The organism is Bacillus sp. 2D03, from assembly GCF_003946765.1.
GTDB lineage: Bacteria > Bacillota > Bacilli > Bacillales > Bacillaceae_G > Bacillus_A > Bacillus_A cereus.
On the sequence record NZ_RPSJ01000008.1, the window covers coordinates 51,348 to 78,274 of the forward strand.

Genomic DNA, 26,927 nt, shown 5'->3' on the forward strand with positions numbered 1-26,927 from the left:
CATATTCGAATGGAAAATATTAGATCATCCTAAATGTACACCTGTCCCGCACATCTCCTCAAGTATACAAACTAATCCTTTAATGTAAAGGAAGCTAAGAAAAAATTTTATAAAGAAAAAGCCGATTTCCCTATATATTAAGGGTATCGGCTTTTATTCATATTCTTTTACTTAATTAATTTCTGACATAAAACTTATAATAATAACATTACTTTTACTAGCTAGAAAAGGGTTGATACTGTACATTTTAAAATATCAATTAAGCACTAATATTTTGGTTATGCACTGTTTCACCTTTATGGGAAACATAACTGTGTGCTATCATTCCTAGCATTATTACAAACATGCCATACCAAGATAAAATAGAGGGGGATGAAGAATGTAATAAGATTAGTTCTCCAATAACAGCAAAAAGGACCTCCATAGATTGTGTTGCTTCAACAGTTGCAAGTTTCTGCATATCTCCTTTAACCATATCAGTAGCTTTAAAAAATAAGATAGTTGCAATTACACCAGAGCAAATAGCAACTAAAATAGATTGCATAGTTTGCTCCTTACTAGGTATTCCTGCTGTAAAAAGACCGTACAAGGATAATAAAAACCAAAATGGTAAGCTAGCTAATGTCATTCCAAGGACACGTTGATAAGCATCTAGACGATCTCCACAAACCTCCATCATCTTACGATTCCCGAGTGGGTAAGCAAAAGAAGCTACAATAACAGGGATAATACCTAACATAATATCTTTTACAGCAAGCGATTTTGCTTGTTCCATTTGCATAAGGAAAATACCAAGAAGAATAATTAATGACATACTCATACCCTTCATTGGAATTTTTCCTCTTTTCTTAATAATTCCATCTGGTGTTTGATAAGTTTGGATAAAAAGAGGAGCTAACAAAGATCCTGATATAATAGTAACTTGCCATGTCCCCGCAATAATCCATCCTGGTGCATGTGCAGCGGCAAAACATAATGGAGCATAAAATAGACCAAAACCTACAAAACTCCATAAAAACCATGCACTTAAATCCTCTCTCATAACTTGTAATAATATTTTTAATTTTTTTCGACTCATAACAAGAAGTAAAAGGAATGGCAGCATGAAAATAAACCTTAATGAAGCACTCCATATCCAGCTACCACCTGATAATTCCATTGCTCGATTTAATATAAATGTGAAAGCAAAAAAGAAAGCAGCACATATACCTAAAAAAAGAGGACGCAAATTTCTCACTTTAATCTACCTCATAAGTCATTAATTTCTCAAGGCTTAACCAGTTTTGTTCTACAAGATGCGCTGTTGTTTCTTTATCTTTATTTTTACACGCCTCTATAATTTGCTGATGTTGTTCTACTGACTTTAGACCATTTATCGAAGTGAACTGAGAAATTTCGAGACGTTGAATCTTAGATATACTTCGTTCTAACGCACGAATGATTTCAGGATTTCCTGCCACATCTAAAAAAACATTATGGAATAACTCGTCAGCTTCAATTGATTTTATAATATCTTTTTTCTCAATAGATAATAGTAAAGCCTTATTACTGAACTCTAATTCTTGAATATCCGATTCTTTTAATAATGGTACTGCTAAACGAGCAGCTAACGAATGTAAAACTGCTACCACAGTAAATGCGTGTTTCGCCTCCTCAATATTTAATGGTGCAACACGAGTAACTGAACCAGGAATAGATTCAACAAGTCCTTCATCCTCAAGACGTTTCAACGCCTCTCTAACTGGAGTACGGCTAATTCCAAATTCTTCTGCTAATTCTTTGTCATTTAAGCGTTGCTCCGGTTGCACCTCTAATGTAACGATTGCTTTTTTCAAAGTTAGATATACTTCATCTCTAAATGACATACGTTTAATGGGTTTAATAATATCTTTTTTCATAAAACCAATATATCGGATATTGGTTTTATGGTCAACTCTAAATTTTCAATAAAATATACTCGATTATCAAATTCTAAAAACGACCATTTAAGGAACCTCCTTAACGTATGAAAAAACCAAGTTCTTTAAAGAAATAAATCCTTAGCGTACGAAACTCGCGTTTTATTGGTGGGACTCTCTAATTAATTCGCTTAATGGATTCGGTCTCGTCTATTTTGGATACTACTTTATGTGAAATGGAGATATTATTTTTATTTAGGATAGATTTCTTTCGAAATATGTATCTAGAGCCGTATATTAATTTAAATGTGATACGATAATTGTATATATGCATTTAGAAGGTAAAAGGGGATGAGTGTTGATGAAAAACCATACAATGGTAAACGGAAAACTCCTTCAGACTAATAAAAAGTGGTCACATCTCCGGCAAAAACAAAAAGATCATATTTCTAATTGGTTACGTAGGGAATACATACAGTTTGTAAGAACGCATCATCGAAAACCTAGAAAAAACGAGCATGATGAGATTCTTCATGAAGTGATGAGTCAAATACAGGAACAAGAAATATGGATTCCAAATGGTGAAGTGAAAAAATATTATGTAAGCAAAATAGGAAAATGGTTTAGAAAAATAGAAGGTGAATGGGAAATACAAATAGATAACAATGAGCGGCAGCAAGTATTAAAAGAAAAGTAGATACAAATAGGGTGCGTATTTCATGTATAACTTACAAGAAGATATGTATGAACAATTGAAAGAGAAAAAAGGGGAAGTAACTGTATTTTTAGGGAATGGTGTTCCAGTACGTGGGCAGATCCTTGCAACAGATAAAATTACCGTCCTAATAATGGTTCATGGTAAGCAACAACTAGTCTACAAGCAAGTAATTTCCACAATTCTTAAGTAATTCTTTTTCCTTTTTTCGAGAGAAGAGGAAAAAACAAAAAAAAATAGAAGATTGAGATCAATCTTCTTTAAAAAAGGAACAGATGACAGATTACTACTTCAACTCTTAATTAATTATAAATAAGCACATATAAATATTCAATCCATTCCGAGTTTTCTCAACATATTTGTCTTTTTTAAAAATTATAATATAAGTAATTCTTTTTATTATTATATATTTGTTCTTTCCTGTTGCAGAATCCTTAAGCTATTAAGGATTCCTTTTCTTGTTTCTAAAATTCAAAAACTACATTGATAAAACACACAGCAAAGCTATGCATACATTTTCTTTAGACAATTAGCTAAATATCATCTAAGCTGTAATTTTATGAAAATATAATAGCTGATTTCAAACGAAATTGGAAATAAACGTAAGTCTATGGCCTATTTTTATACGTATCTCGGCTATACCCCATTGCTATCAGGTTAAGAAATACATTCTTCCCCAAAACGAAAAAATAAGTTGCCCTCTATCAGAAATACACAAAATTTTCATCCTGGGGGTTTTATAAAATTATTAAGTTGATGGTCATGGGGTACCATCAGAAAAATGCGGGTTTACAACGCTATGCCCATTTTTAAGACGCTTCCCTCGTATTTAAAAACGTTAAGAGAGTTATAGTGGCTTTAAAGAATCTAATGATACTATATTATCCATATTAAAAAGGTATTCTCCTAATAAATTGATATGTTTCCCTCTAAAGGTGACTATAGATAGCTATCGGAAGGGAACAAATAATGATTTCTTATCATTAGAATTATAGGAAATGAAATAAGACCGCTCCTAATTATAGGAACGGTTATAAATTTATCATGTGCTGGAGGTCAATCCGAATGGCATGGACTACCGTCTCTAAACAGTATGAGCATGAAATTTGACGAGTATACGTAAGAATAGTGGAAGCCGTAACGAATTATTAGTTCGTGGTACTGAAAGTGTAATTGATCAAATGAAATATAAAATCGCATAAGAGTTTGATGTACAATTTGGTGCAGACGCAACCGCTCGTCCAAACGGACTGTTGGTGATGAAATTACAAAACGTCTAGTAGCAATGGCTGAGGAACAACTTGTCGGTCGATTCACTCGCTAATTATATAGTGTATGGATTAGAAGGAGAGATTATAATCTCTCCTTTTTTTTATGGGAAAAATCTATGCTCAAATTGTTTTCAAGGAATTTTAAGTAAAAGTACAAACTACTCTTCTAGATAGAAAGAGCTGAGCTAATAGTTAGGAATTCATCATTTTGATGAGAACATACTTAATAATAAAAAGCAGTTAGCAAAAGCTAACTGCCATAAGAACATTACATCCATGAATTTAAGGAGTACACATAGTATGTACAAAAGCTTCAAGTTTATGTAACTAAAATTAAAATAGAGCAGTTAGTGGTAGCAACTGCTCTATTTCATACAACCTGGATAAGGAGCGAGTTGTAATATTTAGTATAGATGAAATGCTCATTTTTATTCGAAAAATGAATTATATTAACTAGTTATTACGTGCTCTTGATCTGCAATTTCACTATCAAACGTATATGTTTGGTTAAAATATTCACAATAAAAACAAAGTTAAAGGGAAAGGAACAGAAGCTATTATAATTTTTTGGAGAAATACTATAAAAAAATGCCTAAATTAAAAGTAACCTTTTTGTATTGAGCATTAAGATTAGATAGAATATTTCTCATCTATTTCAAAAATGATTGTTAAAGTTAACTTATAGGAAATGAGATAAATAATTGAATTCGACATTAAAAAGAGCAGCTAGCAAAAGCTAGCTACTCGATAACCGATTTGTTCTAAAACAGGTTAGTTATATTTTGGACAAATCTTTAAAAAATATACAACATAAATGCCCTAAAAACACAGCAACAAGGGGCTAATATAATATTTATATTATATAATTTTTACATCCTAATATAAGAAATGACATTAGTTAATTAGAAAAAATCATTTTTTTATACCAATTTTGCTTATTAATTGTTTATTACATTTAATAATTTAAATAATTTTATTAAAATAAACGGTGCAACGCACATTAATCTAACTGCTGTACATGTTGAAGAGTAGGTAAGGAAGATGTTTACTATCGCTTAGAAGAAATATAGGAATAGGTTTATAAGGGTAAAGCTTCAATTCGGTTATATCAAAATTTTTAGGAAAGAGATAAATGGTAGAAAGAATGAATAAATAAACAAATTCTTAAAAACTATTATTACGTAGGGGGAAATCTATGAATAAGATAATAACGTTAACTTAAAATTTTTTTTTATCTTTAACGTATTATTCTTAGAATGACATAATTCCTCCAAATAAAAGGGGAAATCAAATATGAAATCATCAATAGATAGTATTCAAGAAAGTAAAAGATTAAAAAATCAACAAAAGGGAAAGAAAGCAACATGGAAATCGATGTCTATGTTTTTAGTTCCCTTGCTTTTAAGTAACATATTACAATCAGTTGGACAATTATTTGGTATGGTGGTAGTAGGACGATGGCTTGGTATGAATGAATTAGCTGCCATTTCAGCATTTTTTCCATTATTCTTTTTGCTTGTTTCGTTTGTAATTGGAATTGGATCAGGTAGTTCGATTTTAATTGGTCAGGCATTTGGTGCCCGTAATGAAGATCGTTTAAAAGCCATAGTTGGTACGACGTTGACATTTACCTTTATAATAGGAGTTATTTTGGCAATAGCGGGAAATGTATTTGCACTGAACATTATGCGTTTTATGGGTACACCAGAGAATATAATTGATATGAGTGTACATTATGCACGTATTTTATTTAATTCTATGCCAGTTTTATTTCTATATTTCTCTTATACAACATTTATAAGAGGTACAGGAGATTCTAAGACGCCATTTTATTTCTTAATTGTTAGCACAGTCTTAAATATAATTCTATTACCTATTCTAATTTTTGGTTGGCTAGGAATACCAAAACTTGGTGTGTACGGAGCAGCGTATGCTTCTGTTATTTCAACCATTGTAACATTTATAGTTATGCTTATTTATTTAAAGAAGAAGAATCATCCACTGAACTTAGACGAGGCTGTACGGAAATATCTTCGTATGGATTTGGATCTATTAAAACTATTATTACGCCTTGGAATTCCAGCGAGTATTAATATGATTCTTGTTTCATTATCTGAGATTGCGGTAATCGCATTTGTGAATCGTTTTGGTTCTGAGGCGACTGCTGCATATGGGGTTGTAAACCAGGTTGCAAGTTATGTTCAGATGCCTGCGGTCAGTCTTGGAATTACAGTATCTATTTTCGCTGCGCAATCTATTGGTGGGAAACAATTTAACCGATTACAGGAAGTCATTCGCGCTGGAATTGTTATGAATTATATAATTGGTGGTATATTAATCGCTTTTATTTACTTATTCTCAAGAGAAATATTATCGTTATTCTTAACGAACTCGAATACAATTGAAATTGCACATAGTTTGGTGATGATTACACTTTGGAGTTACTTAATTTTCGGTCATGCTCAAATTATTGGTGCGACAATGCGAGCAAGTGGAACTGTATTATGGCCCACTATTATCGGTGTCGTATCTATATGGCTTGTAGAAGTCCCCGTTGCTTATTACCTTTCTTATCATACGAATCTTGGTATAAAAGGAATATGGATTGGGTATCCAGCAGCATTTATTGTAAGTTTATTTTTGCAATATGGATATTATAAACTTTCATGGAGGAAGAAACGAATTTCACGACTTGTTAGTTAGAATAGAAGGTGAAAAATGATATTCTCTTATAAGTTGTCAGTTTTAGGAGTATGGCTACAACATCATCAAACTAATAAAACCGAGTTACCCTCAAACGGGAGTATGTTGGTTTTATATTGTAAATTCAATTTCATCCTTTCATACTTATCTTTAGAAGTTCAACTCAATTTTTCATGCTGGAGAAGAATATATTTATTAAATTGATAGGAATAGGACAGATTATATTTCGATTTGAGATTACGAACAATAAGGAGTTAAAAAAAGCAAAAATAGCTACATACTATGTAGCTATTTTTGCTTACATAAATTTAATTAGTAACCAGAGTCTTCTGAAGTAAGGTTATCTATCATTTTATAATCGTATTTTTGTAATGGTTTTTCAGCAGGACCTTCAAGTACTTCTCCTGTATATGAGAATCGCGAACCGTGGCACGGACAATCCCAAGAACGTTCTCCATTGTTCCATTCAACTTCACATCCAATATGGGTACAAGTTGTATCTACAATATGAAGTTTACCTTCTGCATCTTTATAAGCTCCTTTTCTATGTCCATCAATATCAACGACAGCTCCTTCATCGTTAGATAAATCACGGATACATTTTTGTGGAATCTCTAACTTTCCTTTAATTAAGTGACCAACAACATTGGCATTTTCGACTAAGAAGTTCTTTAAACTTGGATTCATATGGAAACGGGAGGGAGTATATAATTCCCGATATTTGTTTTTTTCTTTTAATATGATATCTCGGAATAAAAGGGCAGCTGCAGTCCCATTAGTCATACCCCATTTTCTAAATCCAGTAGCAATTAATATGTTTTTTTGATCAGAGGTGATTTCACCGATATAAGGAATTTTGTCTAGTGTAATTAAATCTTGGGCTGACCAACGATATGAAATGTTTTCAAGTCCAAAAACTTGTTGACCGAATATTTCCAAGGCTTCATAATGTTTTTGTGTTTCTCCGCCCTGTCCCGTTTTATGACTTTCTCCAGAGATAAGAATGAATTCTTCCCCATTAATTGTTGTGGAACGGAGAGAACGTGTCGGTTCATCTACACTAATATACATACCACCTGGATAATTTGCTCTTGTCTTAGCAGCAATTATATAGGATCGATCTGCATGCATTCTCGTAGAGTAAAGTCCTGCGCCTTCATAAAAAGGGAAATGGGAACAAGAGAGAATATACTTTCCTGTAATTTGAGCTCCTCCACGGGTAAGAACCACAGGTTTTTCTCCTGTTTTTATATTTACTGCTGTGGTATTTTCAAAGATGTATCCACCTTTTTCTGTAATTATATTTGAAAGATGGGCTAAATATTTAAGGGGATGGAATTGCGCTTGATTTCTCATAACAAGTGCATTATGTATTTTTAAGTTAATAGGAAGTTTTTTTACAAGTTCGCCTTCAATACGAAGCTCTTTATAAGCTTCTGCTTCTTTTTCTAACTTAAATGCATATTCTTCTGTTGTGGCATACAGGTAAGCATCTTGTTGAGTGAAATCGCAATCAATGTGATGTTTATTAATTGTGGTTTGAATGAATTTTAAAGCATCAATGTTTGCTTCGTAATACAATCTTGCGGTAGTTCTACCGGTATATCTGATAAGCTCGTCATAAATCATATCATGTTGAGCAGTAATTTTAGCTGTCGTGTGTCCAGTCGTTCCATTTAATAATTTGTCTGCCTCTATAACAGCGACTTTTAGACCTTCATTTACTAGAAGATAGGCAGAAGTAATGCCAGTAATTCCTCCTCCTACAATAATAATATCGACCTGCATGTCATTTTCTAAGGAAGGGTATTCTGGTAAATGAATACTGCTCGTCCAATAAGATTCGGCATTATGGGGTAATATTCCACTGTAATTCTCATTATTTGTCACTGTAAATCCTCCATCCAAAGTTTTATAGTTCTATTATTTCCACTTATTAGAGAGGTAAACTTTGAGATTAGAAAACAACAAAAGAACCTAGATGGTTCTTTAAAGAAATAGCTTAGTGTCATTTAACGGTTCCTTAATCCATTTTTCAATTTCAGAAGATGTTCTTTTCATCATAATTCTAAATAGCTGTTAATTTAGCGGTATTCGATAGATTTTGTCATACTTAAAATCATTAAAATTTCTTCAAAACAGTATTCTTTTTTAACTTTTAAATCTTATCTCAAACCTACAATTATGTTGGATTATAAAGCATGTACCTTTAGTAGCAACATGTTTTTGTATTAGTTAATTGCATTTGATATACTGCTTTGGCTCAGTGCAACGGATAATGGGTTCAATTAAAGGGTATTATCAAAAAGAATACTATAAAACAAAACATTTTCAGAAATGGATAAGGGGTGAATAAGTGGTGGAAAACATGATAAATGAGGATAACTTTGGTTTACAAAGGCAACCTTCTCAAAAAACGGTTGGTCAATATTTATTCGATTGTTTAAAATTGGAGGGCATTACCGAGATTTTTGGTATTGCAGGGGACTATAATTTTACACTTCTTGATACTTTAGAGTGTTATAAAGGTATCCGCTTTATAGAAGGGCGGAACGAACTAAACGCGGGCTATTCTGCAGATGGCTATGCAAGAATTAAAGGGATGTCCGCTCTTATTACAACTTTTGGAGTTGGAGAACTCAGCGCTTGTAATGCTATAGCTGGGGCTAATAGTGAGCATGTACCAATCATTCATATAGTGGGTGCGCCTCCCGAAAATGATCAAAAAGAGCATAAGCTGATGCATCACACTTTAATGGATGGGAATTTTGATGTTTTTCGCAACATGTATGAGCAAATTACTGCATACAGCGCGGTGCTTACGCCTGAAAACGCTAAAATTGAAATTCCAGCCGCAATTCAAATTGCTAAAGAAAAGAAAAAGCCTGTATATCTTGTTGTGGCCGATGATTTAGTGACCAAGCCGATTAAAAATCGTGTAGAGCCAACACAACAGCGCCCAACATCTAATTTGAAAACTCTTCATGCTGCGGTCAATCATGTCCATAAGCTACTAGATCGTGCACATCGACCAGTTATACTGGTGGATGTAAAAACCATGCGCTTCGGTCTTCAAGCGGCAGTTCAACAACTGGCAGACACCATGAATGTTCCTGTTGCAACGATGCTGTACGGAAAGGGAGGATTCGACGAAACCCATCCAAATTATGTGGGAATGTACTTAGGGTCTTTTGGAGATTCTGAAGTTCAAAGTAAGGTAGAAAATGCAGATTGTATCATCGCAATTGGTATGGTATTGGCGGATACTAATACCGCAAGTTTTACCGCAAAACTAAACCAGCTGATAACCGTCAATATTCAACCAGATATGGTTAAAATTGCTGAGGCAGAGTATCCGAATGTTCTTGCAACTGACATGTTACTTGCAATACAGAATGTGGGTTATAAGGGACAAGGGTTGGTAGAAAAAATGTCATTCCCTTACGACCAATTAAATACTAACACCGATGCCCCTCTAATAGCGGCGAACTATTATCCACGTTTTCAGCAGATGCTGAAAGAGGAAGACATTGTAGTTGTCGAGACCGGTACATTCTATTACGGAATGGCAGAGGTGAGACTACCGAGCGATGTAATATATATTGGGCAAGGTGGTTGGCAGTCCATCGGTTACGCAACCCCCTCGGCGTTCGGTGCTATTATGGCTGTGCCTGAACGCCGAGTGTTTCTGTTTACAGGGGATGGAGCCTTACAACTGACAGCTCAAGAAATCAGCACCATGCTTTATTATGGATGCAAGCCTATAATTTTTGTCTTAAACAATGATGGTTATACGATTGAAAAATATTTGAATGTAAAAACAAAAAATCAAAAGTATAACAAAATTCCTCAATGGTCTTATACTAAGCTAGCGGAAGTTTTTGGAGGCGATGCGCTTACAGTTACAGTCCGTAACTACGGAGAGCTTGATCAGGCAATAAACCAAGCTGAAATAGAAAGTACTGAAAAACTCTGTATTATTGAAATGATTGTAAAAGATCCAATGGATGCATCTAGATATATGAAAAAGATGCGCAATTATATGGAGGAGCAGGAAATGCAGCGTACTCAGCAATAGTCTTGAATAGACCAGGAAGATAAGTCTAATTTTTTTAGATGAATTCTGAAAAATTCACAGAAAAATTGTTAGGTGTATTTTAAGATATAAAGTTGATGGATGTTCGATATATTAGGAAGAAGCGTGTTTTGAAGAAGATAATCATAACACGCTTTTTTTATATTCAATTGCCATCCCTTATTTGATACTAATAGCACAGTCCAAATCATATTCTTATAATAGAAAGGGGTGTAAAGTTAATTGATAAAAGTAAAAGTTCGTTTACAACCCATTGTAAGTAAGATAAATCTACCCACTGTTTTAAGAACAACTATACTTCCAGGTGAATCAATTGAAAGATTATTTATTGCAACCCAAATAGGAGAAATCTTTTACATAGGAGACGGAGAAATAAGAACTTTTTTAGATATTCGTTCTCGAATCATAAAATTAGGGAAGTCTGAACAAGGTGGATATGATGAAAGAGGGTTGCTAGGACTAGCGTTTCATCCACAATTTTATTATAACGGTTTGTTTTATCTTCATTATTCATTAGCTGGAACACAAGGACCGGGCGCTCTTGCTGAACCTTTTAAGCCTAATCCATGTGACCCAAAAACGTTAAATTTAAGATGGATAAACAGGGAAACTCAATATGATCATATTGATACCGTAGAAGAATGGATTTTACACCCGAATGGTCAACCTCAAAAAAGGCGTACATTACTTAATATAAGAAGGCCATTTCTTAATCATAATGGGGTTAATAGCCTAAGTTTTTCACCTGAAACTGGGGCACTTGTTTTAACAACTGGAGATGGTGGATCAGGCTATGATCCATTTAATTTAAGTCAGGATGATATGGAGATAGCCGGTAAAATAATTGAAATTGATGTAGCTAAGAATACACTTATCAATAATCCCCCTGTAGTCACACGTTTTGATGAACTTCCCTCATCTATTCAGGAAACTCTTACGGTAATTGCTAAAGGCGTTCGTAATATCACAGGTATTTCATTTCAAAGGTTTTATAATCAGTATATTAAATATGTGGGAAATGTTGGGCAAGATTTGGTGGAATCAATTTTTTCATTTGTTCATTATAGACCTATACCAGTCACTCAACTTGTTCAAGCTTCTTTAATGATGAGATCTACTTCTGATCAAGACGGAGTTATTAACTTTGGTTGGCGTGGATGGGAAGGGAATTTTCCTACTTCTTTTATAAGACGCTGTTCTTCAACTCCCACTTTAGATGAAAAAATAATAGCTTATTATAATGAAACAGTTAAAACTTCAATGAAGCGGCTTCAACCATTCATAAGTTATTTTCATAAAGGTTCAGGACCTGATAAGTTTGATGGAACTGCACTTACAGGTGTCCAACCATATATGGGGAATGGAATTCCGAATTTAACAGGAAGTATTGTGTTTACCGATCTTACTCGGAAAGAAGAATCTAACTCCCCAGTTAGAGGGGTTTTAGCCTATACTCGTCCTAGTATGGATGGTAAATTAAATGATTTTAGTGTTATTGAAGCCGATTATAATTTTGGATCTCAATCAGCTTATTATGTTAACTTGGGAACAAACCTGAATCAAACTAGATTATATTTAGGGGTTTATGAATCTACAAATGTGACTGATTTGAACAAAGGTACTATTTTTGAAATTGTTCTATAAGACGCTACCATAAAAATTCAAACGGTAGGGCATGTTATATCTTTATGAAAATAAAGAGAGGGCATTTCAAAATAAATATAATTGCGAATTTAGAAAAAGGGTATTCAGCAATATCTTGCAAAATTTATGTTCATGAATTTATAGTAATACCAATTGAAATAGCTGCTATTTTAAAATATTTTCAGAGGAGCAATCGTTCTCGCAATTTTATTATAAAGGCAATACCGCATAAAACACGCGGGAATGAATAGTATAGAAAGTGACTGTTTGGATATTTTTGGGTGGTGATTCTAATCGAATGGTTTGTCTGTTATTGGTATCAATCAATGAGAAGGATAAATGGAGACCATATTCACTTGAAAAAGATCCCCTTTGCAGCCAACTTGGTTATTACAGCCTTGCTGAGTACGCTTGCCGCCATGTTTCAATCAGCAGGAGGCTTGATGCCGGGTATAGGCTACTTAATTAGTTTTTTAGCGACATTACCAATTTTTTTAGTTACGTCCCTTTCTATTCGTCAAGGAATTCTTTCTTATATCCTTACAATTCTCCTTTTATTTATCATTCAGCCGAGTGAATTAATTATTTTTCCATTTACAACAGGTTTATTAGGTATAGCTATAGGTGTGTCTTTTTTTCAATTGAATAAGAGAATTTTGGTTGTTTCTTTTTCATCAATATGTCTACTGGCGGGGATCATGGTGATACTGTATGTATTCCGTTTCCCAGTACTGGGCCCTACTGTTAATACAATTATAGATACAAAGGTTATTGCAATAATATTTATATTAAGTTTTTTTTACTCCTGGCTATTCGTTGAACTTTGTAGAATATTTTTGAATAGATTGTATCGCTTTTTATAAATGCGGACTAAATTCCATTGAACGAATAGGTGTTGTAATATTAGAGGTTTTAAAAGGAGGGGCAAGATGAAGCTAGCTTTTAGTACAAATGCATTTACAACATACACATTACCCGAAGCTATTTCAGAAATTGGAAAGTTGGGGTATAAAGGGGTTGAAATTTTAGCAGATGTTCCTCATGCTTTCCCACCTGTACATACTGCTGCTTGGATAAGTGATGTACAACAAAAACTAGAAAAATATGGCCTCGAGGTCTCAAATATAAACGGAAATACAGCAGCTGGATTTTTTCCATATTCTACTGGAGAACCTACATTTGAGCCTTCATTATGTAATGCAAGAGAAGGGGTGAGGAATCAGAGAATTAAATATACAAAACAATTAATAGATTTAGCTGTAATAGTAAATGCCAAAAACATCAGTATTACAAGTGGAAAGTGTCTTTCAGGGAACCCACCAGATCAAGCAATTAATCATCTTATAAATTCACTAATAGAGATTATGGACTATGCTGAACGACGTGAAATCAACGTAGGGATTGAGTACGAACCTGGCCTTTTAATAGAAAATGGAAAAGAATTGAATGAATTAATTCAAATAGTGGGATCAAATAGGCTAGGCGCAAATCTTGATCTCGGGCATGCAGATGTAATAAGAGAGGATATTCCCACTTTATTATCACGTTTAAAGTCTAGGATATGGAACATCCACCTAGAGGATATAGCAGATCACAAACACTATCATCTTATACCTGGTCATGGGAATATTGATTTTAATCAATTATTTAATTATGTAAAGCAAATTAAATATAAGGGATTTATTACAGTAGAATTATATACCTATTGCAATGATCCAGTACTGGCAGCAAAGGAATCTATAGAATTCCTTACACCATATTTTAAGAATAGCCTTTTATGAGGGGAGATAATTTATGAAATATTTTGATCCGCACATCCATTGTTATTCTCGTACAACCGATGATTATGAAAATATGAGTCTGGCCGGTGTACGCGCTGTTGTAGAACCCGCATTTTGGCTTGGAAGCGAACGCCGTTATCCTGAAACCTATTTTGATTACTTCCAACATTTGCTTACCTTTGAATCTGAGCGTGCTAAGCAATATGGAATCACTCATTATTGTTGTTTAGCTATGAATCCAAAAGAAGCAAATAACATTGATATTGCCTATCAAGTAATTGATGGATTGTCCGAGTATTTGCAACATGAACGGTGTCTTGCAATTGGAGAGATTGGATTTGATAGGATTACTCCTGAGGAAGAAGATGTGATGCGGAGACAAATGAAATTAGCTAAGGACCTCGATATGTTGGTTATGGTGCATACTCCCCATCAAAATAAGCGGGAGGGAACAAGAAGAACAATAGAAATCCTAAAGGAAGAAGGGCTTGAACCTGATAGGGTATTAATAGATCATAATAATTCAGATACTATTGATCTTTCCGTTGAATATGGAGGCTGGAGCGGAATGACAATTTATCCGACGAAAGTTTCAACTGATGAAGCAATTGAAATAATCGCACATTACAGCATAAATAAGATTATGGTTAACACCGCAGCAGATTGGGGACCATCTAATCCTCTTAATGTTGTAAAAACTGCGCTCGAGATGCGAAAGAAAGGGCATGCGGAAAATATCATTCAAGAACTAGTTTGGAATAATCCAGTTCGTTTTTATGAGCAATCTGGAAAATTAAAACTAGATTCATAAGGGGTGAAAAGATTATGAAACTTGCATATAGCAGTAATGGATTTAAAAGATATGACTTGTTAAAAACAATAGATGTATTATCTGAAATTGGATATGAGGGTATAGAAATCTTACTAGATATCCCGCACGCTTTTCCACCTGAGGTAACGAATGAGAAAATACTCATGATAAAAGACAAGTTGAAACAAAAGAACATGACTATATCAAATTTGAATGCATTCATGCTGTATGGAATAAAAGATAATTGGCACCCGTCTTTTGTAGAGGTAGATGAAACAGAAAGAAGACAACGTATAGAGCATACTCATAACTGTATTGACTTAGCTCAAAAACTTGGTGCAAAGACACTATCTACCGAACCAGGGGGACCCCTCATCAATGTAGGGAGGGAATGGGCAAATAAAGTTTTTATTTCTGCAATGGAAGAATTGGCTGATCATGCTGAAAAGTCTGGCGTAACAATCCTTGTTGAACCTGAGCCTGATTTATTAATTGAAACATCAGATCAATTTATAGAATTTAAGAAGGCTGTTCCTTCGCAGGCAATTGCATTAAATTTTGATATAGGACATTTCTTTTGTGTTGGAGAAGATCCAGCTGCATTGGTTTATAAATTGCTACCTTATACACAACATTATCATCTGGAGGATATTGCTGTGAATCGCGTACATGAGCATCTGATTCCTGGTCATGGTGCTATTCCTATTCTAGAGGTTTTACAATCTATAAAGAAAACGGGTTATGACGGCTTTATTACCATTGAATTATACCCTTATGAAAATCATGCAATATCGGCCGCCAAAGAATCTTATGACTATGTGCAAAGTATCCTTAACAGCCTATGAGAAGAATTTGTACTTATTTTGAACTGATAAGATTTCCGAATACCTTTACAGCAATGGCAGATATATTGGCAGGCACCTGGATCGCAGGAATAGTTTTGAATCAAAGTTATTTCATTCCTATTATTCTTCTTATGTTAGCGAGCGCATGCATATATGCGTCAGGGATTATTTTAAATGATTTTTTTGACTTTGAAATAGATCAAAGAGAGCGTCCTGAGAGACCTTTACCATCTGGTCGTATATCAATTCGTTCTGCTTTATGTTTTAGTTTTGTGCTTCTTACTGTAAGTATCATATCTGTATGTTTTGTTTCAGGTATCAGTTTTTTAATTGCTTGTATCCTCATTATGTTGGTATTTATATATAATCGCTATTCAAAGCATTATGACGTTTTAGGACCATTAACGATGGGGCTTTGTAGAGGAGTTAACTTGTTACTAGGATTGAGTATTGTACCAGATAAATTAGTAGAATTTTGGTGGTTAGCGGGATTAGGATTTATATATATATTCACTGTTACTGTAATGTCTAAAGGTGAGGTTGGATCCGGCCTCTATCCTATACGAGTAAGAATTATGGCAGGAGCGGTCTTAACATGTGCTATTGCTATTCTGCTTTTACATTTCTATGGTGTATGGGGAACAACAGTTATTACGGTAATCGTTTTTTTATTATGGACTTTTTCAGGGATTTTACCAGCATTAGCAAATCCAATATCATCTAATATTAAAAAAGCAGTAGGAACATGTATAATTGGTCTTCCGTTATTGGATGGAGCAATTGCTGCTTCATTTGGAGGGTGGCCGGCTTTCTTTTCTGTATCTTCTTTCCTAATTATAAGTTATATCATGTCCCGTATTTTTCCCGTTACATAGATGAAAGGATGATACCTTTGGAGAAAAAGAACGTGGTTGTATTAGATATTATTAGTTTGACGGAAGAGCATCTAAATGACGCTGAATTAACCCCAAATATTCGGAAGTTGCTAGAGAATGGCCAGCACGCAAAAATTAAACCTGTATTTCCGGCTGTAACTGGTTCAATGCAAGCTACGTATATTACTGGAACCTCACCAGCTGAACATGGCATTATTTGTAATGGTCTTCCAAACTGGGATACTAAAGAAATAACAATGTGGAATCAAACGATGCTACCAATTCAAGGTAAAAAAATATGGGAAAAGTTGAAGGAAGAAGATTTGACAGCTGAAACAGCAGTGCTGTTTTGGCAGTTCAGCAAGTTGAGCACAGCAGACTATGTAGTTACACCTGCCCCAATTCATCTCGATAAAAAAACAATTATGTGGTGTGATTCAAAGCCGAGGGGTTTATATGAAAAATTGAGGGGGAAATATGGGGAATTTGATTTAAAGAGTTTTTGGGGTCCACTCTCTTCAGTTAAATCCAGTGAATGGATACTAGATGCAGCAATAGATGTGTTAGAAGAATATAAACCAAGGTTATCACTTGTATATTTACCCAATATAGATTATAACGCACAAAGGTTTGGCCCTGAAAGTGAAGCTGCGAAGAAATCTATTAAAGAAATCGACAGTTTAGTTGGAAACTTTATTGAGCAATTGGAAGAGCGTAACTTGAAGGAACAAACACGTCTAGTTATCTTATCAGAATACAATTTTAAGTCAGTTAATAGACCTATATTTATCAATCAAACGTTAAATAAAGAGGGATATGTGGCTATCAAGCATATTGAAAATATGGATTTTCTCGATTTAGAGATGTCAAAAGCTTTTGCTTTAGCAGACCATCAAGTGGCCCATGTATATATTCAAGATTCATGTGATATTAGAGTAGTGAAAGCAATTCTCGAAAGTATACCAGGCATAGCCGAGGTATGGGGAGAAGAGGAGAAGCGGGCTCATAATATTAATCATGAACTTTCAGGGCAGTTAATTACAATTGCGGAACCCGACAGTTGGTTTGTGTATTACTGGTGGTTAAACGATGAACAGGCACCAGAATTTGCATACAATGTAGATATTCATAGGAAGCCTGGTTATGATCCAGTTGAGCTGTTTGTAAATCCAAAAACATTCCAAATACCACTAGAACCGGAGCGAATCAAAGGATCACACGGTTTACCAGCAAAGGATAAAGGAGATTATGTATCACTTGTAGTAACAGGGAGAGATTTTGAACTTCCAGATACCTTAGAAGCGACTGAAGTCCATGACTTGTTGCTAAAACTTGTGGGAAATGAGAAGAGGTGAAAAAATGACATATCAGGTGGGTGTGTTATTTGTTGGAGTGCTAGGTGCAGTTGCAACAACAACGATTTCTGGGCTTTTTGCAGTCAATCAAAATCTTGCTCCACTAAGGGGAGTTATTTCTTCAGAGAAGGAATTTGAGACGCTACAGTTAACGCCGCTCAATCAGATTGCCTTTGGTGGATGGGATATACAAAAGGATTCATTGATAGAAGTAGTACAAAAATATAGTATCATTCAGGAATCTATTTTGAAGAAAATTGAAATGCAACTCAATGATGTTCCTATTTGGCAAGCACCACTGGCTAATGTAAATAATTTTGTTAAAGGGGTCTATAGTCTGACAGGAGAGCCTGAGAACTTAATGAGCGCAGTGAATCAAATTCAGGCAGACATTGAAGAATTTAGAAAAAAATATAATCTTGAGAGAATTGTTGTAATAAATACTGCTTCAACAGAAGAAAAGACAAAAAATCATTCGTTATATCAGTCATTAAAAGCATTTGAGAATGGGTTAAAGGAAAATTCACCAGATATTCGACCGGGCATGCTTTATGCTTATGCGGCAATGAAATCAAAATGTGCCTATGTAAATTTTACGCCAAGTGTGATGACTGAGATACCAGCACTACAGGAATTAGCAGAATTACAGGCTGTTCCGACGGCAGGAAAAGATGCAAGAACAGGTCAGACTTTATATAAACATGTTTTAGGAAAAATGTTCAAACAGCGTGGATTGAATATTGTCGGGTGGTATAGTACGAATATCTTAGGGAATCAAGATGGTGCAATTTTGGAACATCCAACGCATTCCTCAACAAAAATTGATTCAAAATCCATTGGGCTAGAAAAAATATTGGGGTACAGTAATTTTGATCATAAAGTAAGAATTGATTACTTTCCTGTTCGAGGAGATAGGAAAGAGGCATGGGATACCATTGATTTTGAAGGTTGGTTAGGCGAACGGATGACAATGAAAATTAATTGGTTAGGTATTGATTCGATCTTAGCCGCTCCTCTAGTAATTGATCTGTCCCGTTTTATGGATCATGCACTTAGAGAGGGGGAAGTAGGAATAATGAAACATCTTTCACTCTTTTTTAAATCACCAGTTGGAACAGAGGAGTATGCCCTTGATCAACAATATCAAACATTATTAGAATATGTGATGAATTTCGAAGATAATGTTTAGTATTTTCAGTGAGCTAAGAGCTGAAAAAATATGAATGTATTATTTGGGATAGATATCGGTTATATTATCTGAAATAGGGAATTAATTAGGAGGGCTTAGTTAGAAGGTGTTTTTAATGCCATTCATTTAATATAAAATGTCCCCCACAACTATCAGTGGGGGGCATATGAAATTCTATTGTTTTAATGTTTATACTAGAAGGTTCTTAATTCATGCCATAAATAGTAGCTTTTAAAAATTATTCAATTTTATTTTCAAATCTATACAGTCTTCTCTTTCATTATACTCAATGTAAGCTATGTGACCATCGGGGCGAATTAAAATGACATCAATATTTTTTAATTGATAATCCTGTATTTCTCCTACAACCACCTTTGTGTGCGAATCAATGTTCATTTTATCTAGTTCTTCTTTATAAGAAGGATGTATTAATAAAATATATTTACCATCTTGCGTCAATTCAAAGAGTTTATAAGTTTTCTTATTTTGAGAAGAAATAGTAAGATTTGTACATCTTTTCCCTATCAATGGATGCTTTTCTTTCGTATGCATAGGGGAATATATAACCCCTAAGCCACTTACTCTTTCAGCTAAATCTTTATTCACCTCTGGGTATGTGAGTAAATGCGAGAATAACTCTCTTAATTCTATACCTGCATTTGAAAAGTTTATCATTAATTGTTCTTGTGCTTGTACTTCCTTGAAAAATTGTTTTCCCACAGTATGTCGTTCAATATGATAACTTTCTAATAGGCTTTCATATTTTTTTTGTTTTACAGCGAGTCCCAATTTCCATCCTAAATTAAAAGCGTCTTGTAAACCTACATTCAAACCTTGTCCGCCTGCAGGGAAATGAATATGCGCTGCATCACCTGCCAAGAAAACACACTTATGTTGATAAGTATTTGCTAGTTTGGTTGCATTTCCAAAACGAGAAAGCCATATTGAGCTTTTAATTTGAATATGTTTACCTGTAATACTATAAATACTATCGATAAGCTCTTTTTCTGTGACAGCAACATGAACAGGTATTGTCTGATTCTTAGGATCTACAATTGCAAAACGAAATACATTAGGTGCAATAGGTACCATTATTATTATCCCATTTTTATTGGATGTAGAAAAAAATGGGTTATCCGGTACATCTTCTAAAATGACATCACCTAATATAGCAGTAGTTGTTGTATCTGTTCCATTAAAAGGTATATGTGATAACTCACGAACTACGCTTCTTGCGCCATCAGCGCCTACTACATATTGAACTTCTATTTTATATATTGTTTCTGCTTGTTCTATTTCTAGTTGTACGAATGTTTCATACTGTTTTAAATCTTTTAAAGTATGACCACGTTTAATATCTACACCTAATTCTAACGCACGCTCTTCTAATATTTCTTCTGTAATAGATTGGGGAATAAAAAGCGTATATGGAAAATCAGTATCTAAATTTTTAAAGTTTAATCTTGTATCTAGGGCAGCAAAATGGCTTGTATCTGATTTCTTCCCTCTAGATAAAAATCGATTTTCAATACCTCTCATAGCCATTAATTCTAAGGAGCGGGGGTGAAGTGTGAGTGCTCTAGAATTTCTTATCCGATTTAATCTTCTCTCTACAACGACAACTTTTACACCTTGAATAGCTAATTCACATGCTGTCATAAGTCCAACCGGACCACCGCCAACTACCGCTACATCATAATAATTTTCCATGTCATGCCCTCCATTTTTTTATTTAATTAAGAGCTAATACAAGAATTTGTACAATGGATTTGTAAACGATATCTATTGTACAAATATAATTATACTCTATTTTAGTTTCCTTGGAAACTAAAATGAGATGACTTGAGATTTTCCCCATATTAAACATTCGATATGAAGGTTAATTGAATTCAATATGAGAAAGATAATAGGGTAATCTATTTTGAATTATTTAATGGAAGGGGTACGAGATTGGGATGAATAATTCATATAATGAAAAGACACATACATTGATTAAACAATTATTTAACAAGTTTTCACCAAAAGCTCCTGGCTTTGCATATATTGCTAGTTTTGATAGCGGGGTAACTTATAAAGGTACGGTTGGCTTAGCTTCTATAGAGAAAAATTTACCTATAACCACAAAAAATATTTTTAATATTGCCTCAGTCTCTAAACAATTCACTGCATTTTCTATATTACTCTTAGAACAAGAGGGAAGATTGAGTTTAGATGATTCAATTGTAAGGTTCGTCCCTTTTATAGGAACATATGCTGAACCTGTAACATTGAAACATCTAATTCATCATACTGGTGGACTAGTTGATTATATGGAATTGGCTCAAGCAGAAAATATTAAATTTACTGATATATTAACTGTGAAAGAATCGTTAAAACACCTTAATGGTCATCAAATTGCAAGGTTCCCTGTTGGCACAAAATTTGAGTATAGCAATACAGGATATTTTTTATTGTCACTAGTGGTAGAGAAGGTAAGCGGGAAGTCTTTACGTCAGTTTGCAAAGGAACGTATTTTTGATCCTTTAAATATGAGAGACACAACAATTGTGGATTGCTACCCAACTACTATATCAATTGCTAGAGGGTATTCAAAGAATGAACAAGGAGCATATATGGTCTATGAAAGCCCTTGGGAACATACAGGGGATGGAGCAGTTCATACAAATGTTGAAGATCTTGTAAGATGGGGAGAAAATTTAACTACAGGTACCGTTGGTGGAAAAGAACTTGTTAAAAGAATGAGCGAAATAGGTCCGAAAATTTCACCAACTGGGAAGACGATTATTGACAATGAAGATTATGCTTTTGGACTAAGGCTTGCTGAAGGTTTTAACTGTCGGTACTTGGAACATTCAGGAAGTTGGGCGGGTTATCGTTCACACTTCATGCGGTTTCCACAAGAATATTTGTCCGTTGTAGTTTTAAGTAACTATGATGGATTTGATTCTAAAAAACATGCTAATGAAATAGCAGAAATTGTTTTAGAAAATTAAAAAATAGAGGGTAGAAGTCAGTATTTATATTTGCTTTATCCCACGTTGTTTTAGGTGTAATTAATTTTGAGAACGGGAGGCAAGCATAAATTTATGCCTGCCTTTTTAGGTATTAAAATGAATAACGTTATTAAATTTATAAATATACACTGAAAAAACAAAATTCGGAATAAGTATGTTGCCTTAATTGCTAAAATATAGTGGGGAATTCAGGCATGAGGAAATCAAACACTTTTGTCTTTAGATAAATAATATTTTAATAGATTTATTGAATGTAATGAATGCTGGAGGATAAAACTATGAAATATCTAAGAAAAATCTTCAAACGAATTTTGCTTCTATTTTAATGATTATTGGCGTAGGAATACTATCTGGTACTAGCTATGGCCGAGAGCTTCGTATAACAATGACTGGGAGTATAATAACTTCTTGGTATCCACAATATGCGAAGTATACATTCTTATCCCAAAAGGAACTAGATAAATTGCAAGATAGAATTAATTATCCAAAATGGTCAAATAGTGATGAGCGTATTTATAAAAAAATAGTAGGAAAAAGATTAGAAGAATTTAAAAATCAGCCATTAGAAATTGATGTAGAAACGATTAAAAGTAACAAAGAAAGTCGCTTTCTTTTTGAAGGAACACTAGTTACTATTAGCAATCCCTTCAATGTTAAGCTTGTTAGTCATCAAGGAACACAGGGTGCTAACAGGGGAGAAAAAATTAGTGTAATGGCAAAACGTAATCATGCACTTGTTGCTGTGAATGCAAGTGGATTTGCTGATGAAACAGGAAGGGGTGGAGGAAATTTTGCAACTGGCATAGTGATAGAAAATGGAAAAGCTATTGATACAAATATAGATAAAAATACCCCTACAATTATTACAGGTTTAACAAAGTTTGGACAAATGATAACAGGAAATTATTCTACACAACAACTCCTGGATAAAAAAGTCGTTTCCGCAGCTGGATTTATGTCACAGTTAATCGTGAATGGAGAAAAAATGATTACAGAAGGAGACGGGGGGTGGGGTTCTGCTCCGCGGAGTATTATGGCCCAAAAAGAAGATGGTACAATTATGTTTCTAGTCATTGACGGTAGACAGACGCATAGTATAGGGGCTACGTTAAAAGAGTGTCAAGATATTCTATATGAAAAAGGTGCTATAAATGCAATGGCAATGGATGGAGGATCTTCGGCTACGTTATATTTAGGAGGAAAGGTTATAAATTCACCTTCTACTTTATCCCATGAAGATCGTTATTTACCGAATGCTTGGGTAGTAACAGCAAATCCAAAACAAAAAATAAGAATGACAATAGATGGGGAAAAACTACACATATAAATTAGTAGGTTATGATAAAGAAGATAAAGAGAAGGAATTAGAATTTTTCGCCCCCAAAAACCTCCGTAAAGCTTGTAATCTAGTTACTTTAGTATAGAAGAATAAGATGGGACGCAGTATGCGATAAAAGTCGCACGTACAGTGTTAAGTGGGGGAAAAGATGGAGATAACTTCAAAGTCTTACCTATCGCAACTAATCGAAAAGAGAACCATTAGGGCGTATGGTTCTCTTGGACCAAGAACTATAGTGTTTATTTTTATAGTCTGTATAAGTATATGTACTTAAAAAATAAACAGTGAATCATCTGATATATATTAACAATTTTCTTTTAATTAATTACTTTTTGCTTTCTTGCAAGCAAAGTGAATTGACCCAGCAAATACTAATAAAATGGGAATTCATGCTCCAAGAAAAGTGGTAAAAATGATGAATTAAACCAAGTAATCGAAACATCTTGGCAAGAATTAAAGAAAGCCTGGTCAATGATAAAAACGGTGAAAGGTTCTAAGTACATTGAAGCTTCAGCTTCGCAAGCTAAAAAACTGAAAATAATTTTAGTCAGCTTTTTAATTACTATAATCTAGTATCTGTCTAAAAATACTAATTTTCTGAATTTTCAATAAAAATGATTAGATTATACCAACTTAATGATAATGATTAAAGAGACTACTATAGAACCCAAACATTAATAGAAGAAAGACATATACAGGTATTATGAGTTTGAAAATTTCATAAACTCTAAAATCTTATAAAAAGAGGAGCATAAAACATGAGCGAACAATGTCCAATTAATGTACCATGTCAGGTAGCAGGGCAAACCCAAACACCATTAAGTGATGAGACTGCAACACCAATTGTTACTCCAGGAGCACCCATTGTAAAGATTCCGGTTGTATTAGCTGAAAGAACGCTTCAAATTGTTGTAGAGTCTGATATTTCATTAGAGCCTCCAGCAGTCGAAATTAAACGCATATTAAAAAACGTATTTTTAACACAATGTAAGTTAGTGCCTGTAGCATTCGTACCAGTACCAGGTACACCTTACCGACGAGTTACAAGAGCAAAATTATTTGTACAAGGCTATATTCGTAAAAATATTGAATATGCAAATAACGAGTGTAATGGAGTTTTATATGATCGTATTGCAAATGTTCCATTTTCTGGTTTTGCAGATCTGACAGAAGGTGATTTTCTATCATTAGCTTTAGTAGCTTCTTCTTCGGACACTACTTCTCATTTTATAAATCCTAAAAACGGTGATTTACCACGTCTAGACAAATATTTCTTTGAAAATGCAGTTTTTTATAACGAACAACCATATTGTGAATTAGTAAGCGCTCAATTTTTTGAATTAGATTTTTCACCTTGTTCTACAGACCTAAACGAACCATTTGATACGCTTCGTGAAAAAATTGTACTAGATCTTACTTTAAAAGTTTTACAAGTACAACAAGTACAAGTAGCACTATAAAAATAAAAAGAAATTGTCTTTTTAACAAAGACAATTTCTTTTTATTTTTATACAACATATATAATGATGAAATGGTCACATACAAAAAAACAAATTTTTTGAATTTCATCAGACGGGGGGATGGTGATGAAAAATCCATGGATTGGTAAGGGAATATGGGATGAAATTTACAAGTATAAAAACCTGAATATACAAGATAATTTACACGAAAAAAAAGGTGAAAAAGAAGAAGTACCACCTGAATTAAAGGAAGAAGGTCAAGCGTCTGGATCACAAATAGGGCCTTTAATACGCTCACTGGTGGTCAAAACTCCATTTTCTATTTTTTCAGAAGTAACTAGTTTTAAAATATTTCCAAAAATAAATGTAAAAAATCAAGAAGCATTTGTATTTAGGAATGAAAAAGGTGTAGAAGGGCGTGAATTAGATTGTAAGTTATTAAATACAGTGCAACAATATCATTCGGATAGTTATTGTAAATTAGTTTCTTTAAATCTTCATGAGAAGAGAGTTCATTTTGAATTATATAACCCAAAAAATAAAGGGAATAAAGAAGAGAATAAAGTAGAGGCATCTTCATGGATTCCTATTCACAGTATAATATTAGAGAGTGAAAATGGGGAAGACGTAAATAATTTTATTACAGCGAAACTACCAATAGAAATAGGAAGATATAAAGGTGAAATTAGTTTACGAGAAAAGGTTGTATTTAAAGAAAAAGTCATAGGAATAAAAGAGGTTGAACAGGAGGTTATTTTGACAAAAAACGAATTTTTAATACCAAAGGTAAAAAAGAATGGGCAAAATACACTTACAGTTGAAAAAGGGAGCTTATTGGTAGAAGGGTATATATATCAATGTATTCAATACATATCAGAACAAAGTACACTTCATGATAATGAGCATCAGTTAATACAAAATATTGTATTGGAGTTAATCATTCAAGTAATACAAGAACAAGAAGTACAAGTGCGAATTAAATAAAAATAATTATATTCCCTCGATTAGCTGATTATTTTTATTTGTAGTGTATCGATGGGTATTCTTTTGTAAATCATTCAGTGCTGCAAACTATATGTTAAATGGTTTATCCATGATAAATTCAATTTTACATTGTTACTAAATAGTAGGAATCTTCTCTGGTTTATGTTTTAAAAAAGTGCTAACGTACAACATATTGAGAATAAACGAGTATTTATTTTTATTATGAGTATTAAAGTAAACAGAATAACCTTAGAATTAATTCAGAATAATATGAGATAGATCTAAAGAATTAGTTGCGACAACATACTAAGGTTATTCTGAACTTATTCTTATCTTAAATTCATTGATAGAACTAGGTTCCATAGAATATTTAAAAACTTAGATTTATGTTGAAGTTCTTCTGGTAAGGAAATCTTGATTCAATTATGAATCAGATTCCGTTGCCAGGGCGGCAGTTACTCCAATTTCTCACATATTGCACACTCTCAACATCCGTTCATCATTCCAATACATTTAAATATTAATCTATTTAAAAACAAAAAAATTTTAAAACCATAGTGATTAGCATATATCACATACCTACAATGGGGATTATGATAAACCATGGAGAATTGTTTAAGGAGTTAAGCAATTATGACTTTTGGTTTTGGGATGCTTTTAACGATAGTCCTCTTCCTTCACTACCATTAAAAATAAAAATAATTTGAAATAATTATTTTTATTTCAGTATATCTAAAATTATTCGTTAAAAATGAGTTTAAAGTAACCAACAATTGTAGTAATCTAAAATTTTTATTTATAATTCACAAGAGAGAGTTATATATCAATTATAGAAGGATTCAAATTATGTATTTTTTACATAATAAAATCAAATTTAAAACGAATAATAAATAGCTTTTAAAGCTTAACTTAAGTATGTAAAAAAATAAAAGTTCAACAATGCAAAA

Annotated in this window: 19 protein-coding genes and 4 pseudogenes; 19 read left to right on the top strand and 4 right to left on the bottom strand. The window is 33.5% G+C overall.

Annotated features, from left to right (window positions below; genetic code table 11):
- Nucleotides 1-259: 259 nt before the first annotated feature.
- Complete coding sequence (locus EBQ15_RS18610) at nucleotides 260-1,228, bottom strand: DMT family transporter (RefSeq protein ID WP_002000258.1); 969 nt, start codon at nucleotides 1,226-1,228, stop codon at nucleotides 260-262.
- Nucleotides 1,229-1,238: 10 nt separating this feature from the next.
- Nucleotides 1,239-1,898, bottom strand: coding sequence for a GntR family transcriptional regulator (locus EBQ15_RS18615; protein WP_000710781.1), 660 nt, complete (start codon nucleotides 1,896-1,898; stop codon nucleotides 1,239-1,241).
- Between the two features lie 361 nt (nucleotides 1,899-2,259).
- On the opposite strand from EBQ15_RS18615, the gene EBQ15_RS18620 reads away from it, so the two are divergent.
- The 4 genes and pseudogenes from EBQ15_RS18620 (at nucleotide 2,260) to EBQ15_RS18635 (ending at nucleotide 6,587) form a co-directional block, all read left to right on the top strand.
- Nucleotides 2,260-2,595 carry a hypothetical protein gene (locus tag EBQ15_RS18620; RefSeq protein WP_000788719.1) on the top strand — a complete coding sequence of 112 codons (336 nt, stop codon included), beginning with the start codon at nucleotides 2,260-2,262 and terminating at the stop codon, nucleotides 2,593-2,595.
- 22 nt (nucleotides 2,596-2,617) lie between these two features.
- Nucleotides 2,618-2,806, top strand: a complete 189-nt coding sequence (gene hfq / locus EBQ15_RS18625) for an RNA chaperone Hfq (RefSeq protein ID WP_000282530.1) — start codon at nucleotides 2,618-2,620, stop codon at nucleotides 2,804-2,806.
- Nucleotides 2,807-3,728: 922 nt separating this feature from the next.
- Nucleotides 3,729-3,937: pseudogene (locus tag EBQ15_RS18630) on the top strand (alpha/beta-type small acid-soluble spore protein).
- Nucleotides 3,938-5,177: 1,240 nt separating this feature from the next.
- Nucleotides 5,178-6,587 (top strand): MATE family efflux transporter, encoded by a 1,410-nt coding sequence (locus EBQ15_RS18635; RefSeq protein ID WP_000842523.1) that lies wholly within the window; start codon nucleotides 5,178-5,180, stop codon nucleotides 6,585-6,587.
- Between the two features lie 312 nt (nucleotides 6,588-6,899).
- On the opposite strand, the gene EBQ15_RS18640 is transcribed toward EBQ15_RS18635, so the two are convergent.
- Nucleotides 6,900-8,477, bottom strand: a complete 1,578-nt coding sequence (locus EBQ15_RS18640; protein WP_000183685.1) for an FAD-dependent oxidoreductase — start codon at nucleotides 8,475-8,477, stop codon at nucleotides 6,900-6,902.
- Between the two features lie 469 nt (nucleotides 8,478-8,946).
- Between EBQ15_RS18640 and EBQ15_RS18645 the strand changes: the two genes are divergently transcribed.
- From EBQ15_RS18645 to EBQ15_RS18685, 9 genes are all read left to right on the top strand, one after another.
- Complete coding sequence (locus EBQ15_RS18645) at nucleotides 8,947-10,665, top strand: alpha-keto acid decarboxylase family protein (protein ID WP_033683915.1); 1,719 nt, start codon at nucleotides 8,947-8,949, stop codon at nucleotides 10,663-10,665.
- Nucleotides 10,666-10,905: 240 nt separating this feature from the next.
- Nucleotides 10,906-12,327: a PQQ-dependent sugar dehydrogenase gene (locus tag EBQ15_RS18650; protein WP_000598578.1), complete on the top strand. Its 1,422-nt coding sequence runs from the start codon at nucleotides 10,906-10,908 to the stop codon at nucleotides 12,325-12,327.
- 293 nt (nucleotides 12,328-12,620) lie between these two features.
- Entirely contained in the window at nucleotides 12,621-13,190 is a 570-nt protein-coding gene (locus tag EBQ15_RS18655) for a hypothetical protein (protein ID WP_115735478.1), read from the top strand.
- 66 nt (nucleotides 13,191-13,256) lie between these two features.
- Nucleotides 13,257-14,108 carry a sugar phosphate isomerase/epimerase family protein gene (locus tag EBQ15_RS18660; protein WP_000761380.1) on the top strand — a complete coding sequence of 284 codons (852 nt, stop codon included), beginning with the start codon at nucleotides 13,257-13,259 and terminating at the stop codon, nucleotides 14,106-14,108.
- A gap of 13 nt (nucleotides 14,109-14,121) precedes the next feature.
- Nucleotides 14,122-14,919 (top strand): TatD family hydrolase, encoded by a 798-nt coding sequence (locus tag EBQ15_RS18665; protein WP_000873123.1) that lies wholly within the window; start codon nucleotides 14,122-14,124, stop codon nucleotides 14,917-14,919.
- A gap of 14 nt (nucleotides 14,920-14,933) precedes the next feature.
- Nucleotides 14,934-15,764, top strand: a complete 831-nt coding sequence (locus tag EBQ15_RS18670; RefSeq protein WP_000762244.1) for a sugar phosphate isomerase/epimerase family protein — start codon at nucleotides 14,934-14,936, stop codon at nucleotides 15,762-15,764.
- Complete coding sequence (gene eboC, locus EBQ15_RS18675; RefSeq protein ID WP_001252608.1) at nucleotides 15,761-16,639, top strand: UbiA-like protein EboC; 879 nt, start codon at nucleotides 15,761-15,763, stop codon at nucleotides 16,637-16,639. The genes EBQ15_RS18670 and eboC overlap by 4 nt, the downstream gene beginning before the upstream one ends.
- Before the next feature lie 17 nt (nucleotides 16,640-16,656).
- Complete coding sequence (locus EBQ15_RS18680; RefSeq protein WP_232292412.1) at nucleotides 16,657-17,994, top strand: alkaline phosphatase family protein; 1,338 nt, start codon at nucleotides 16,657-16,659, stop codon at nucleotides 17,992-17,994.
- Nucleotides 17,995-17,998: 4 nt separating this feature from the next.
- Entirely contained in the window at nucleotides 17,999-19,183 is a 1,185-nt protein-coding gene (locus tag EBQ15_RS18685) for an inositol-3-phosphate synthase (protein WP_000222194.1), read from the top strand.
- Nucleotides 19,184-19,414: 231 nt separating this feature from the next.
- Here EBQ15_RS18685 and EBQ15_RS18690 read toward each other — a convergent pair whose 3' ends face one another.
- Entirely contained in the window at nucleotides 19,415-20,893 is a 1,479-nt protein-coding gene (locus EBQ15_RS18690; RefSeq protein ID WP_000433036.1) for an FAD-dependent oxidoreductase, read from the bottom strand.
- A gap of 245 nt (nucleotides 20,894-21,138) precedes the next feature.
- Here EBQ15_RS18690 and EBQ15_RS18695 point away from each other — a divergent pair, with 245 nt between their 5' ends.
- The 6 genes and pseudogenes from EBQ15_RS18695 (at nucleotide 21,139) to EBQ15_RS18725 (ending at nucleotide 25,980) form a co-directional block, all read left to right on the top strand.
- Nucleotides 21,139-22,176: a serine hydrolase domain-containing protein gene (locus tag EBQ15_RS18695; protein WP_001066190.1), complete on the top strand. Its 1,038-nt coding sequence runs from the start codon at nucleotides 21,139-21,141 to the stop codon at nucleotides 22,174-22,176.
- Nucleotides 22,177-22,475: 299 nt separating this feature from the next.
- A pseudogene (locus tag EBQ15_RS18700) lies at nucleotides 22,476-23,524 on the top strand (phosphodiester glycosidase family protein).
- Nucleotides 23,508-23,594 (top strand): annotated as a pseudogene (locus tag EBQ15_RS31905) (YxeA family protein); the annotation flags it as partial. The pseudogenes EBQ15_RS18700 and EBQ15_RS31905, both read left to right, overlap by 17 nt.
- 356 nt (nucleotides 23,595-23,950) lie before the next feature.
- Nucleotides 23,951-24,091 (top strand): annotated as a pseudogene (locus tag EBQ15_RS18710) (phage head closure protein); the annotation flags it as partial.
- Nucleotides 24,092-24,294: 203 nt separating this feature from the next.
- The gene (locus EBQ15_RS18715; RefSeq protein WP_001294983.1) at nucleotides 24,295-24,996 is read left to right on the top strand and encodes a CsxC family protein; all 702 of its coding nucleotides are present in this window, start codon (nucleotides 24,295-24,297) and stop codon (nucleotides 24,994-24,996) included.
- A gap of 126 nt (nucleotides 24,997-25,122) precedes the next feature.
- Complete coding sequence (locus tag EBQ15_RS18725; RefSeq protein ID WP_000795506.1) at nucleotides 25,123-25,980, top strand: BC_2427 family protein; 858 nt, start codon at nucleotides 25,123-25,125, stop codon at nucleotides 25,978-25,980.
- Nucleotides 25,981-26,927 lie beyond the last annotated feature (947 nt).